General features: G+C 67.7%; 12 protein-coding genes. 10 read left to right on the top strand and 2 right to left on the bottom strand.

Going from position 1 to position 12,922, the window contains the following annotated elements; all coding sequences use genetic code 11:
- Nucleotides 1-55 precede the first annotated feature (55 nt).
- On the bottom strand, nucleotides 56-184 hold the full coding sequence (locus tag ACYVF5_RS09785; protein ID WP_460945779.1) for a hypothetical protein: 129 nt from the start codon (nucleotides 182-184) through the stop codon (nucleotides 56-58).
- Between the two features lie 26 nt (nucleotides 185-210).
- Nucleotides 211-378, bottom strand: a complete 168-nt coding sequence (locus ACYVF5_RS09780; protein ID WP_460945777.1) for a hypothetical protein — start codon at nucleotides 376-378, stop codon at nucleotides 211-213.
- Between the two features lie 303 nt (nucleotides 379-681).
- Here ACYVF5_RS09780 and ACYVF5_RS09775 point away from each other — a divergent pair, with 303 nt between their 5' ends.
- The 10 genes from ACYVF5_RS09775 to ACYVF5_RS09730 all read left to right on the top strand — a co-directional run bounded on the left by ACYVF5_RS09775 (nucleotide 682) and on the right by ACYVF5_RS09730 (nucleotide 12,812).
- Nucleotides 682-2,748 carry a sigma-70 family RNA polymerase sigma factor gene (locus tag ACYVF5_RS09775; protein ID WP_460945775.1) on the top strand — a complete coding sequence of 689 codons (2,067 nt, stop codon included), beginning with the start codon at nucleotides 682-684 and terminating at the stop codon, nucleotides 2,746-2,748.
- Nucleotides 2,749-2,780: 32 nt separating this feature from the next.
- Nucleotides 2,781-3,128 carry a hypothetical protein gene (locus tag ACYVF5_RS09770; protein WP_460945773.1) on the top strand — a complete coding sequence of 116 codons (348 nt, stop codon included), beginning with the start codon at nucleotides 2,781-2,783 and terminating at the stop codon, nucleotides 3,126-3,128.
- 165 nt (nucleotides 3,129-3,293) lie between these two features.
- Nucleotides 3,294-4,163 carry a MurR/RpiR family transcriptional regulator gene (locus tag ACYVF5_RS09765; protein WP_460945771.1) on the top strand — a complete coding sequence of 290 codons (870 nt, stop codon included), beginning with the start codon at nucleotides 3,294-3,296 and terminating at the stop codon, nucleotides 4,161-4,163.
- A 36-nt stretch (nucleotides 4,164-4,199) separates the two neighbouring features.
- Nucleotides 4,200-6,338: an outer membrane protein assembly factor BamB family protein gene (locus tag ACYVF5_RS09760; RefSeq protein ID WP_460945769.1), complete on the top strand. Its 2,139-nt coding sequence runs from the start codon at nucleotides 4,200-4,202 to the stop codon at nucleotides 6,336-6,338.
- On the top strand, nucleotides 6,335-7,270 hold the full coding sequence (locus ACYVF5_RS09755) for a carbohydrate ABC transporter permease (RefSeq protein WP_460945767.1): 936 nt from the start codon (nucleotides 6,335-6,337) through the stop codon (nucleotides 7,268-7,270). The genes ACYVF5_RS09760 and ACYVF5_RS09755 overlap by 4 nt, the downstream gene beginning before the upstream one ends.
- Complete coding sequence (locus tag ACYVF5_RS09750; protein WP_460945765.1) at nucleotides 7,267-8,088, top strand: carbohydrate ABC transporter permease; 822 nt, start codon at nucleotides 7,267-7,269, stop codon at nucleotides 8,086-8,088. The genes ACYVF5_RS09755 and ACYVF5_RS09750 overlap by 4 nt, the downstream gene beginning before the upstream one ends.
- A gap of 78 nt (nucleotides 8,089-8,166) precedes the next feature.
- Nucleotides 8,167-9,465: a type 2 periplasmic-binding domain-containing protein gene (locus ACYVF5_RS09745; RefSeq protein WP_460945763.1), complete on the top strand. Its 1,299-nt coding sequence runs from the start codon at nucleotides 8,167-8,169 to the stop codon at nucleotides 9,463-9,465.
- Between the two features lie 4 nt (nucleotides 9,466-9,469).
- The gene (locus ACYVF5_RS09740; RefSeq protein ID WP_460945761.1) at nucleotides 9,470-10,576 is read left to right on the top strand and encodes an ABC transporter ATP-binding protein; all 1,107 of its coding nucleotides are present in this window, start codon (nucleotides 9,470-9,472) and stop codon (nucleotides 10,574-10,576) included.
- Nucleotides 10,573-11,196, top strand: coding sequence for an HAD family hydrolase (locus tag ACYVF5_RS09735; RefSeq protein ID WP_460945759.1), 624 nt, complete (start codon nucleotides 10,573-10,575; stop codon nucleotides 11,194-11,196). Before ACYVF5_RS09740 ends, ACYVF5_RS09735 begins: the two co-directional genes overlap by 4 nt.
- A 248-nt stretch (nucleotides 11,197-11,444) precedes the next feature.
- Complete coding sequence (locus ACYVF5_RS09730) at nucleotides 11,445-12,812, top strand: HNH endonuclease signature motif containing protein (protein ID WP_460945757.1); 1,368 nt, start codon at nucleotides 11,445-11,447, stop codon at nucleotides 12,810-12,812.
- Nucleotides 12,813-12,922: the final 110 nt, after the last annotated feature.

Here is a 12,922-nt window from a genome sequence, read left to right as displayed (position 1 = left end):
AGAGCCGGCCCGAGTGATCTCGGGCCGGCTCTTCGGTCGACGTGCCGGTCGTCGCCTATGCGATGGACGAGACCAGGGTCACAAGACCGGCAACGCACAGGATGACGCCGAAGACGATCCACCCGAGCAGTCCGATGGCGATTCCGCTCGCGAGTACGAGAACCGTTCCCGCGGCGACCAACACCGTGGATCGCTGGTGAGTCGCACCACTCACGACGTTGCGGGCTCGGCCGACAACGGCATGCCGAAGAGATGAAGGCGTTCGGTTCTCGTGATGAGGCGTTCGAGAGGCAGATCCTTGGTGATGGTTCGAAACAGCAGCCCTCGACCGGCCGGGGTGTCGTTCCGCGGTCCCGTCGCCTCATCGAGGGTGGTCACACATGCATCTGCACCTGACGCCCCTGGCTCACCCGAGTCGTCAGCGTGCGAACTCGTCGCCACATCAATCCTCACAGCATGTTCCCTTCCACCGCGAACGTCGTTCCCGGTACCTATAAGACGGAACAGACCGGCATCCATGACGCCGCTGACGACTGATCGTCGCGAGGGAGGGGTCCCCGACATCGATGACCCGATGTCGTGCGTCCCCACCGTGGACATTCTCCGAGTCTCTCGCGTCACGAACCGTCGCTTTCGTGGTCTTACACACAAACCCATGTCCGTTTCTCACATCGGAGGCTTATGAACAAGCCCGGCGCGGCGAACGACGCCGCGACGTGTTCTGACGCGGAACTCATCGAGCGTAGCCGCGCCGGTGACAGCGACGCCTTCGGCGAGCTCTGGCACCGCCACGCATCTGCCGGTCGAGCGCTGGCCCGGTCGGTGACGACCACCTTCGACGCGGATGACCTGGTTTCCGAGGCGTTCGTTCGCATCTTCCACACACTCAGACGGGGGAAAGGACCGACGGGTGCTTTTCGCCCCTACCTGTACACGGCGATAAAGAACACGGCAGCTTCCTGGGGCAACGCGCGGCGGGAGATCGCCTTCGAAGCCATAGACACGTTCGAAGATCTGGAGAGCAGTGACGCCTCGCTGAACGACGCGTTGGACCGCAGCCTCAGTGTGCAGGCGTTTCGGAGCCTTCCGACCCGTTGGCAAGAGGTTCTCTGGTACGTCGAGGTCGAGGAAATGCCGCCCGCCGACATCGGGCCTCTTCTCGGACTGAAGGCCAACGCCGTTTCGGCGCTCGCCTACCGTGCTCGGGAAGGTTTGCGCGAGGCGTGGATCCAGGCTCACATCCAATCTGTGGACGACGAATCGGATCATGCGCAGGCGATCAAGCGCCTGGGTGCATACGCTCGGGGAAACCTCGGTGCCCGGGCAGCGGCTCGTGTGGATGCTCACCTCGCCGAGTGCACCAGATGCACGATCGTGGCGGCAGAGGCGAAGGACATCGGCTCCCGCTTGGCGCTCGTTCTTCTTCCGCTCGTGGCGGGCGCCGTCGGGGCATCCGGCTACACCGCGTGGCTTCACATGAACGGCGCTGCAACGAGCGTCATGGCGTCGGCGATGCCCGCTCGGGTGATCGCCGACGTGTCGACAGCCGGGCTGGCCGGCGGATCGTCTGCGTCTGGAACCGGCGGCGGTGCCGCTCTCGGGGCATCCGGAGCCGGCGTCAGCTCGGGGGCAGCCGTCAGTGTGGCCGGGGCATCGCACACCACGGCGTTCGGGACGATCATCCTTGCGGCAGCTGGCGCCGGGGCCGCCGCGGCTCTGGTCATCGGCGCCGTGCTCACAGCGCCTCCACCCAGAGCCGTGGTGAACACGTCGGCCAGCACCCCGAGCGTCACTCTTCCGCTGCAAGAGGCGCCGTCGCAATCGGCGTCGTCATTGCCATCGACGGGATCTCCCGTGGTTCCCGTCGACAGCGCACAGCCGCCGGATGATCCGGAGTCTTCGCTCCCACCGCATAACGATTCCCGTGAAGAGGATGTCCCGGCTCCGGCTCCGGCTCCGACTCCCACCCCGGAACGGGCTCCGGCACCGGAACCGCAGGAACCGGCCGCGGAGGCTGCATTGCCGACACTCGCTGCGCCCTCTGTCGACGACGGGGGTGGTTACGTCCAGGCGATCGTATCCGGTGAGGGGGCGCATCCAGGTGCGACGGTGGAAGTCGTCGCGTACGAGACGGTCCAGGCCGCCGCACAAGCCGATGAGTCCGGGCAATGGTCGGTCACTCTCGCAGACCTGTCACCCGGCAGTCATGCTGTGGCGGCGCGGCAGGTGCGAGCCGACGGCTCGGGCGGGTCGGCGCTGTCGCCAGTGGTTTGCGTCGCCGTCGTCGAACCGCCGGTTCTGACGGGAATCCTCCACGGTGAGACGATCGTCAGGGGAACCCAGCGCAGTCTGTCGTTCGGCGGAGATCCCGGGCAGACGGTCGGGCTTGTTCTCGACGGTGTCGTGATCGCGACAGCCGTTCTCGACGCCGACGGGCACGCCGACCTCGGTGTGGAGTTCGTCACCCTCAACGACAGAAGAATCGGCGCTGCCTACCTGCGCGACGACCGTGTGGGCGTCGTCTTCACCGTCTCGGTCTACGTCGTCGAGTCGACGGTGCCGCCCGAGCCTGCCGTGTTGCCCGAGCCTGCCGTGTTGCCCGAGCCTCCCGTGTTGCCTGAGCCTGGCTCAGCGCCTGAACCTGATCCCGCCCCTTCAGAGGCGACTGCCGGCCGTGAAGAGAATCACGTCGACGTCGCGGATGAGGAGCCGGTGCCCTCCGCTGAGCCGGACCCGGTAGAAGGGTGAGCGTGATGAGTCGAGCACCGTTTCGACCTCACGTGAGCGGCCTTTCCGTGCGGCTGGTCGACCTGCTGCTCGCCGCACGGGCTCTGGAGCAGCAGGCCGTCGGCTCCGACCGTCGTGCGGCGTTCCGCACCGGGCGAACCGTTATCGGCGCTCTGCTCGACGAGGGCTACACGGCCAGCGCCGTCGCGGCGGTTCTGGGTGTCGAGGCGGCTACCGTCAGAGGCAGAGCGCAGCGCAACGGCTGCCTGCCGCAGGAATTCGTCGACGCTGTGCTGTCTGACGCCGAGATCGCACTGCTCGACCCTGTCTGGTATGAGCAGGACCGCGGCTGGGGTTATCCCGCCGCGCGTGTTGTGCAGGCACTCGAGCACCCGCTGTAGCTTCTGCGGTTTCTGCGACCAGTTGCTCCACCCGGTGTGCGAGCGCGTCTGCTCTGAGCTGACGATGTGAACACAAATTTCAGGTGAACGTAAACGCTGAAATTAACGTTCATCATTCACCTTCGGTTTCATCTTCTGTCACATTCCGCTTCTAGCGTCGAAGACATGACCGATCTCGAGGCACCCCAGACACGCGCAACAAGCATTCTCGAACGCGTCAGGGCGAACGCTTCCGTGCTGAGCCCGGCCGAACGCCGAGTCGCCGATGCCGTGCTCGCCGACCCGTTCGCGGTCATCCACCTCTCGGTCACCGAACTGGCGCAGCAGGCCGAGTCGTCGGCGGCGAGTGTCGTGCGAATGTGCACGAGCCTCGGGCTCCGCGGGTTCCAGGAGCTCAAGATCCTGCTCGCCGGAGAGGCGGCATCTGCCGAGAGGCCGTCGCTCGGGGCGATCGGCCCGGAGGACGGCGCCCAAGAACTCGTGCACAAGGTGCTCGGCGCCACCCGTCAGGCGCTCGAGCGCACGGCTGACGCGCTCTCGCCGGCTCTCATCGATGACGTCGCCACGCGTATGCTCGCGGCACCACGGGTTCAGTTCGGCGCGGTCGGGACCTCGGCCCCTCTCGCGGCAGACATCTCCTATCGGCTCGCGACCATCGGCATCAACGCGACGTTCCTCGCCGATGTTCACGCGCAGCACGTCTCGGCACGGATGCTGGGGAGCGCAGACGTCTTCTTCGCCATCAGCCACACGGGATCGACCTTCGAGACCCTGGCCGCAGCACGCGCAGCGAAGGCGGCCGGGGCGACGGTGATCGCGGTGACGAGCTTCGTGAGCTCGCCGCTCACCGAGATCACCGATCTCGCCATCGTCGCGGGCAGTGCCGAGACGGCATACCGGGTGGAGGCCATGGCGAGCCGCATCGTGCACCTCACGGTGCTCGACGTCATCTATTCGCTGCTCTCCCTGCGCTCGCCCTTCGCCACCGAAGCCCAAGCGCTCGCCGCCGACGTGCTCGTCGAGCACCGGCTCTGACCCGAACCCGAAAGGACGCGCATCGTGTATGGAATCGTGGAAACGGCTGACGGAGAGCCCTGTGTCGGCATCCCCGTCAGCAACGGCCGGGAGGTCGTCGCGACAGATGCTGATGGGAGCTTCGCTCTCGCGGACGAGGGCCGGTTCGTTGTTGTGAGCCGCCCAGACGGCTTCGCGGCCGAGCCCTGGTGGGTGCCGGCCACCGACAACGAGATCCACTTCACGCTGGTCCCCGAACACCAGCCGCTGCCCTATGAGTTCGTGCACCTCACCGACACGCACGTGACCATCGCCCCGGGCGAGCCCGGTCGCGAGCAGGTCGACCGGGCGTCGCTCGGCATGGGCATCGAAGGCAGCTACCCGCACCAGCTCACCGACTTTCTCGCGCGCCTCGACCAGCTGGCGCCCGGCGCGCGCAGCGTTATGATCACCGGCGACCTCGTCGACCACGGGCTTCCCGTCGAATACGAGGCCTACCAGCGCGCGCTGTCGGCGAGCCCGGTGCCCGTCCACCTCATTCCCGGCAACCACGACCACATGAACGGCGCACACGGCTTTGTGCTCAGCCGCAACAACTACCTCACGAACGAGGGCACCACCGAGAACTACGAGCGGTTCATCGGCCCGCGCTGGTACAGCTTCACGGTGGCCGGGCTGCACGTCGTCGCCATGGACTGGCACAGCCACGAACTCGGCCTCGACCACGAGGTGCAGAACGAGTGGATGCGCAACGACCTCGCGATGCTGCCGGAGGGGAGCCCGTGGATCCTGCTCTTCCACGATCAGGCCAACTTCTCGCTGCTCGACCACGTTCCGTGGCTGCCGATCGCCGCGTTCTCCGGCCACTGGCACACGTCACGTGTGGTGGAGGTCGACGGCACCCTGCACGTGAACAGCCCCACAACGTTCTTCGCGAGCCTCGACTACAGCCCTCCGGCCTACCGACGGGTGACCTGGGACGGCGAGTCGATCAGCCTCGCGACGCAGACCCTGCTCAGCACCACGCCGTCACCCGCCCTCGGCGACGTGAACCGGTCGACCTTCGCGGCGACGCCCCGCACGCTCAGCGAGACGAACGTCGTCTGGCACGCCCAGCTCTCCGGGGCGGGACACCGGCAGCCCGTCGCCGTCGCAGGCGACCTTGTCCTGGCCGGTTCGCAGATCGAGGATCACCCGGCCGGCACCGTGGAGGCGTTCGACCTGCGCACGGGGGAGCCCGCCTGGCGTGCGGCGACGCCGTCCGCCGTGAAGACGGCACCGGTCGTCTTCGGCGATCTGGTCATCGCCGCGGAGGTGAGCGGTGACGTCGCCGCCTGGGACCTGAAGACCGGAGCACCGCGGTGGCGTGTGCCGTCGAGCGATCCGCTCCGCCGGTTCGGCTGGGGCGCGCCGACCCTCGCCGCGGGCCGGGTCTACGTCGGGGATCAGGCCGACCTGCGCTGCCTGGATGCCGCGACCGGCGAGGTGCTGTGGCGCCGCACAGACCTCTCGCCGCACCACAACCTCGTGCACCACGCCGCGCCTCTCATCGTCGATGGTCTGCTCGTTATGGGGTTCTGGCCCACGCCGAGCTCCCCCATCGGGATCGACGCGGCAACCGGCAAGGCGATCTGGTCGACGAGCGACGAGCCGGACGAGGCTGAAGAGCAGACCTTTATGTCGGCCAAGCAGCTGCTCGTGATGGGCACCGCCTCATACGACCCAGAGGCCGACGCCGTGGTCATGCCGCGGTTCGCCGGCACCGCCAGCGTGCGGCGAGACTCGGGGGAGCTGCTGTGGAACGTCGATCACCCCGGCCGGTTCAGCCCGGCGACTCCGCTGGTCACGCCCGGCGGCTACGTCGCGACGGTGGCCGGACACGGCATCCGTATGCTCGACAGCGAGACGGGTGAGACCGCATGGGAGCTCACGATCACCGGCGACGCACCGTTCCCGATGTCGTCGTACGCGAAGCTCCCGCACCCGGTGATCGCTGCACCGCTGCTCGTGGACGACACGCTCCTGCTTCCAGGGCTCGACGGCACGATCCGCCGGATCGGCCTCGACGGGCTGGAGACCGGACGGGCGCAGCTGAGCGCCCCGATCGCCGCACCGCTCACCGAGGCCGGTGGCCTGCTGCTGGCCGTCGGGGTCGACGGAGGCATCCGCGCGGTGCGACGGGAGATCGCATCGTGACCGCCAAGACGCTCGAGCGGCCACCGGCGCCACAGGCGGCCCCTCGCCCGCCCGTCGCCCTGCAGGCGGTGCGCGGAAGCCGCTGGGTTCCGGCGCTGATGATCACTCCCGCGATGATCGGCATCGGCCTGTTCGTGCTCCTCCCCGCCGTGCTCGCCCTGGTCGCCAGCTTCTTCACCGTTCCGCTCGCGGGCGGCGTATGGGAATTCGTCGGCTTCGGCAACTTCCAACGGGTGCTGACCGATCCGGCCGTGCTGCAGTCGATCGGGAACACCGTGATCTACTCGCTGCTGACGATCATCCCCGCGCTCGCGATCGGCCTCGGCCTCGCGCTGCTCGCCGACAGCGTGTCGCGAGGGAAGGCTCTCGTCCGCACCCTGCTGTTCCTGCCGATGACGGCGAACCTCGTCGCGATGGCCGTCGTCTTTCGCTGGGTGTTCGCCTACCAGGGCGGATTCGTCAACCAGATGCTCGGTCTGATCGGCATTCCGGCGGTGAACTGGCTCGGCGACACGTCGACGTCGCTCGTCACCGTCGCGCTCGTCGGCATCTGGCGCGCGGCATCGTTCGCGATGATGATCTTCTTCGCCGGACTCTCCACGATCCCCGGCAGCATCACCGAGGCGACTCGCGCCGAAGGCATCAGAGGCTGGACCAAGCTCACCCGAATCACGCTCCCGGTGATGAAGCCGACGGTGGTCTTCGCCGTGGTGATCACCGTGCTCGGGTCTGTGCAGGTGTTCGACACCATCAACGTGATGACCCAGGGCGGCCCCCAGGGCTCCAGCGAGACCATCCTCACCATGACCTGGCGGCTCGGCTTCGGGTACTTCGACCTCGGCGCCGCCTCCGCGCTCTCGCTCCTGCTGCTCGTCGCCCTCATCGGCGTCGGACTGCTGCAGCGCCGGGTGCTCGCAGGGAGGGCACGATGAACGTTGTGTTCCGGGTGCTCCGCTGGGTGCTCCTCGCCCTCGCGATCACCATCTCGGTGTTCCCCTTCTACTGGATGCTGCGCACCGCCGTTGCGCCCGAGGACGAGGTCTTCTTCGAGGGCATCTCTCTGTTCCCCTCACGCTTCGACCTCAGCAGCTTCGCCCGAGCGTGGGAGGAGGGCGACCTCGGCCAGGCGGTGCTCGTCGGAGGCGGGGTGACAGCGCTGATCCTGGCCCTGCAACTGCTCACCTGCATCCCCGCCGCCTACGTTCTCGCGAAAGTCAGGATGCGCGGCTCCGGTGTGGTGCTCGGGATCGTGCTCGCATGCCTGCTGGTGCCTGCACAGGTCACGCTCATCCCCACCTTCATCGGCGTGAACCTCGCCGGCCTCGGCGACAGCATCGCCGGCCTGGTGCTGCCGTTTATGACGAGCGCGTTCGGGATCTTCTTGCTGCGCCAGCAGATGATGGCGATTCCGGACTCTCTGATGGAGGCGGCTCGCACCGACGGACTCGGGCACCTGCGCATCCTGCGCAGTGTGGTCGTGCCGATGGCGGCGCCCGGCATCGCCGCGTTCAGCGTCTTCAGCGTCTTCGTGCACTGGAACGACTATCTGTGGCCGCTGCTCATCGCCAGAAGCCCAGAGCTGCGCACGCCGCCGTTCGCGCTTGCCGTCTTTCAGCAGGCAGAGATCGGGTTCGACTACTCCGCCCTCGCCGCCGGAGCCGCGATCGTCACCGCCCCCGTCGTCATCCTCTTCCTCGTCGCCCAGCGCCGCTTCGTCCAGGGCATGAGCGGCGCGGAGATTCCCGGCTAACACAGTTTCCGCCTAGACCGCCTGCCCAAAAACCACCACAACCTCCGCACAACACACCCTTTGAAGGAGAAACCCGACATGTCCAGATCCCGCCTTTTGCTCGCGGCCGGAGCCCTCGCGGCCGGCACCGCGATCCTGCTGAGCGGTTGCTCACCGAGTGCTACGAGCGACCCGGACGCAACCGTCGCCGCCGCAGCCGACATCGACGACTGCGACCCCGCCGAGTCCACCATCGACGCGGTCTTCGGCCAGCAGGCCAGCGAGGCGATGTCGGTCGCGTCCGCCAGCCTGAAAGAGCAGTACCCCGGTCTCACGATCAACGGCGAGCCGCAGGCGACCACGAGTTATGACGATCTCACCAAGCAGGTCGTCGCAGACATCGCAGTGGGCAAGCGCCCCGACCTCACCATGAGCGGTCTGGGACAGGTGCGTTTCTGGGTCGACACCTATGACTCGCACCCGATCGACCCAGAGGCCCTGGCCGACACGTACCAGAAGCAGTTCCTCGGAGCCGGCACGATCGACGGCGAGGTATACATGGCGCCGGCACAGATCTCCGCGCCGGTGCTGCTCGTGAACGAAGACCTGCTCGACGCCGCCGGCGTCACCGGCGACATCGAGACCTTCGACGATCTGGTCGCCGCAGCTGAGAAGGTGAGCGCGATGACCGGAAGCCCGTCAGTCACCATTCCTACAGACTCTCTCGCGGATTGGTTCAGCCAGGCCTTTGTGCAGGGGTCAGGAGAGCCGTTCGTCGGCGAAGACGGCTCAGCCGCCTTCGACACGGGCAAGGCCGTGGAGGCGCTCTCGATCTGGTCGACGCTCGCGCAGAAGAAGCTCGAGCTGGGTGTCGGCTTCCAAGACGCGATCGCTCAGTTCACCGGCGGCAATGCCGCCTTTATGGTCAGCACGACCTCGCTCATCGCGTCTCTCGGCACGAGCATCGCCGGCGCATTCGAGTGGGCGCCCGTCGACCTTCCGAGCGTCGGTGGCGAGGACGGTCCTCTGCCCGCCGGTGGCAACGGCTGGGTGGTGCTGAGTGAGGATGCGTGTGACGCGGCCTTCTCGACGGCCCTGATCTCTGAACTGCTCTCGACGGAGGCCGTGCTCAAGGCGAGCGGCACAGGCTACAGCTACATTCCGGTCGACTCGGCCGCCGCCGACGAACTGCTCTCCAGCGAGGGCGCGACTCCGCAACTCACCTACGCCTGGAGCTACGACAAGACGCTGACCCCGTGGGGTGGCTTCCCCGGCGACGTGACGGTGCAGGTCAATGACCTGCTTCGTGCGATGGCCCAGAAGCTCGCCACAGGCGCGGACCCCGAGCCGACGGTCTCGGAGGCCGTCACCGCAATCGACGCGATCGCGGCCGAGTAGTCCGATGAGCACGGTCAGCCTCAACGGCATCCAGAAGAGCTTCGGCTCCGTGCGGGCCCTCGACGGCATCGACCTGCGGATCGAGGATGGCGAGCACGTCGCCATCCTCGGTCCCTCGGGATCGGGCAAGTCGACGCTCCTGCGCGTGGTCGCGGGCCTCGAGAACGCGGACGGCGGTTCGGTGCAGGTCGGTGGTGTGCCCCAGGAGGGCATCCCGGCTCACCGCCGCGACATCGCCATCGTGTTCCAGCACTTCGCGCTGTATCCCCACCTCAGCTCGCTCGAGAACATCACGCTGGGCCTGCGCCACGGTCTCGGCCTTCCCAAGAAAGAGGCAGAGGCACGCGCCCACGACATCGCGGGGCGTATGCAGGTCGAGCACCTGCTGCAGCGCAAACCGAGAGAGATGTCCGGCGGCCAGCGCCAGCGCATCGCGCTCGCCAGAGCTCTCGCCCGCCGCAGCGGCATCGTGCTGCTCGACGAGCCGCTCTCGGGCTTGGACGCGCAGCTGCACGCGGTGCTGCGCCTCGAGATCGCCTCGCTGCTGCGATCGGTTGGTGCGACCGGACTGAACGTGACCCACGATCAGCTCGACGCGATGGCGATGGCGGATCGCATCGCCGTCATCAATCTGGGGCGGATCGAGCAGCTCGGCACTCCGGACGAACTGTATGCCGAGCCGGGGTCGCTGTTCGTGGCCGGCTTCATCGGCACACCGCCGATGAACCTGCTCCCCGTCGACCCCGAGACCGACTCCTCGGTGTTCGGGCGCCACACGGGCATCACCGCGGGCACCGTCACCCTCGGGGTCCGTGCGGAGCATCTGCATCTGGGAACCCACGCGGACGCCGGGCACGCGTGGGCGATCGAGGGCGAGGTCGTGCTGCTCGAGCCGACGGGCAAGGATCGCGTGGTGCATCTGCGCTGCGACGACGGCACCACCACCGTCGCCCTGCGCTGCGACCTCGCTTCCTCCCCGCACGTGGGCGAGCGTGTGACCGCGCTGTGCGCCCCGGAGGACGTTCACGTCTATGCGTCAGACACCGGTTGGCGGCTGGGGAACGCCCGCAGCGAAGGCATCGAACGCGCCGCTCAAGCGGTCGCCGCATGAGGCGGCTCGACGACACAACGATCCTCTTCGACTGGAACGGCACGATCGTGCTCGACGCCGACCGCGCCAGGGACGCCCTCAACGGCGTGCTCGCCGCGCGGGAGCTGCCCGGGCTCGACGCACAGCAGTTCGGTGATCGATTCCTGCTGCCGATGCGGGAGCTGTTCAGCGGACTCGGGGTGGAACGGCACCAGCTCGCCGACGCCGAGGCCGAGTGGAATCTCGGTATGCAGGCGGGGGAGCCGGTGGCTCGGGCGGGGCTGCGTGAAATGCTCGTCGGGATGCACCATGCCGGCGCCCGTCTCGGTATCGTCTCCGCGGCATCCGAGGCGTCGATCGCAACCGATCTGCGGGCGCTGCGGCTTCCGGACCTGTGGGCCTGCGTACACGGCGGGGTGGCGGACAAACCGCGGGTTCTGCGTGAGGAGCGCAGGGGACGTGCCGGGGCGATCTATGTCGGCGACACCGTGTACGACATGACGAGCGCCGTGAGCGCAGGCTACCGGGCGATCGGAGTCACGGACGGCTACACCTCCGCCGAGCGACTGCTCGCGGCCGGCGCCGAGCTGATCGTCTCGGACCTCAGAAAACTGGAAGACCTGTTCGAGAGGGTGGCCTGACGGCACCGCGTCGTCATTCCGGCGGTCGAGCGCCATTCGGGTGGTCGAGTCCGTTCCGGTGGTCGAGCCCGTCGAGACCCCATGCATCAACCCACCGACGATGAGCGGGGTTTCGACACGGTCGCGCGTCGCTCTTCGACGTCTCGCCCAAGGCGCCCGTCACCGGTGTCGGAGACCGGTTGCGAGGCGTGAACGCCTGGATTCCGCACGCTGCCCCAGTGTCAGTGGTTGCTGCTTGAATAAGCGGTATGACCAGCCCGATCGATGCCGTGGAGCGAGTGCTCGCCGCGCTCCGGGATGTCGATGGATCGACCGCTGTCAGAGGTGACGATGACGAGCTGCTCGAGTTCATCGTTGCGGTCGAAGAGGTCGGACGCTCGGTCGACGCGCTGCGGGTGCAGGCGGCGGTCGAGGTGGAGAAGCGGTCAGACCGGGTGTTCGGTGACGAGGGCCTGTCCGCTCGGCACGGCTACCGCACCGGTGCTCTGCTGGTCGAACAGCTGACGGGTGTCTTCTCGTCCGCGGTGCGCCAGCGCATCCGCGTCGGGCAGCTCACGCAGAGCCGGGCCTCTGTCACCGGTGTCCCTTTGCCTCCTCTGTTCCCGCAGGTCGGTGCCGAGCTCAGGTCCGGTCGGCTCTGTCTCGATGCAGCGGATGCGATCACGCGTGAGTTGCGCAAGGCCTCACCGAGAGCGGATGTCGTTATGCTCGCCGACGCCGAGCGCAATCTGGTCGCTCAGGCGACCGGTTCCGAGACCGGGGTGCCGCTCTCGGCCGATCTCGTGGCCGGTCAGGCTCGTCTGTGGCGTGACGCGCTCGATCCGGACGGAGTCGAACCGCGCGCGGACGAGGCGTTCCAGGCACGCGGCATGTGGGTCAGTCGCACGACGCGTCACGGCGTGCATCCGGTCGGCGGTGCGCTCACGCCCGAGGTCGCGGCGCAGTGGTTCACGCTGGCCGGTGCGGTGGCGACCCCGAAGTCCGCACCGAAGTTCCTCCCGACAGAACCGTGCACCTGCCCGGGCGGTGAGTGCGTCTGCGAAGACCCGGAGGTTCGCGACACCCGCACGCCTGAGCAGCGGGGTCATGATCTGTTCGCGACGGTGCTCACGACCTTCGCGAAGACCACCGATGAGCTCTCCGTCGCGGGTGCGTCGCCGACCGTGGTGGTCACCGTGCGCGCGGAGGATCTGCTGCGAGACGAGGGCTCCGGGCGGATCGTCGGGGTGACCGATCCGGTGCCGATGTCCACCGTCAGGCAGCAGCTCTGCGACGGTGCTGTGCAGCGTGCGATTCTCGGTCCGTTCGGCAAGCTCGTCGCACTTGAGCACGATCACAGGCTGTTCACGAGGGCGCAGCGGCTGGGCATCGTCGCCCGCGACGGCACAACCTGCTTGATCCCCGGATGCGGCTTCCCCGCGATCGGGTGCGAGGCGCATCATGTGGTCGAGTGGAGTCACGACAACCACACCGCGACCGACAACGGCGTCCTCGTCTGTTACGGCCACCATCGTATGCTCGAACGCGGGCAGTGGAGCATCGAGTTCATCCGGGGAAAGCCCAGGGTGAGAGCACCCGGTTGGCTTCGGCGACGAAAATACGCGAACACCGGATGACGCGCACCACCTGACCGCAGGTGCCCGTCGGGTGCGCGGGGCTCGGATGCTGCAAGCGCCACGCGGACCTCACAGGGGAGCCGGTGCGTCACGCGACAGAACAGGGACGA

The sequence above is a fragment of the Okibacterium endophyticum genome, assembly GCF_054780075.1.
The sequence above is the reverse complement of the archived record's forward strand: the minus strand, read 5'-3'. Positions and strand labels throughout refer to the sequence as shown.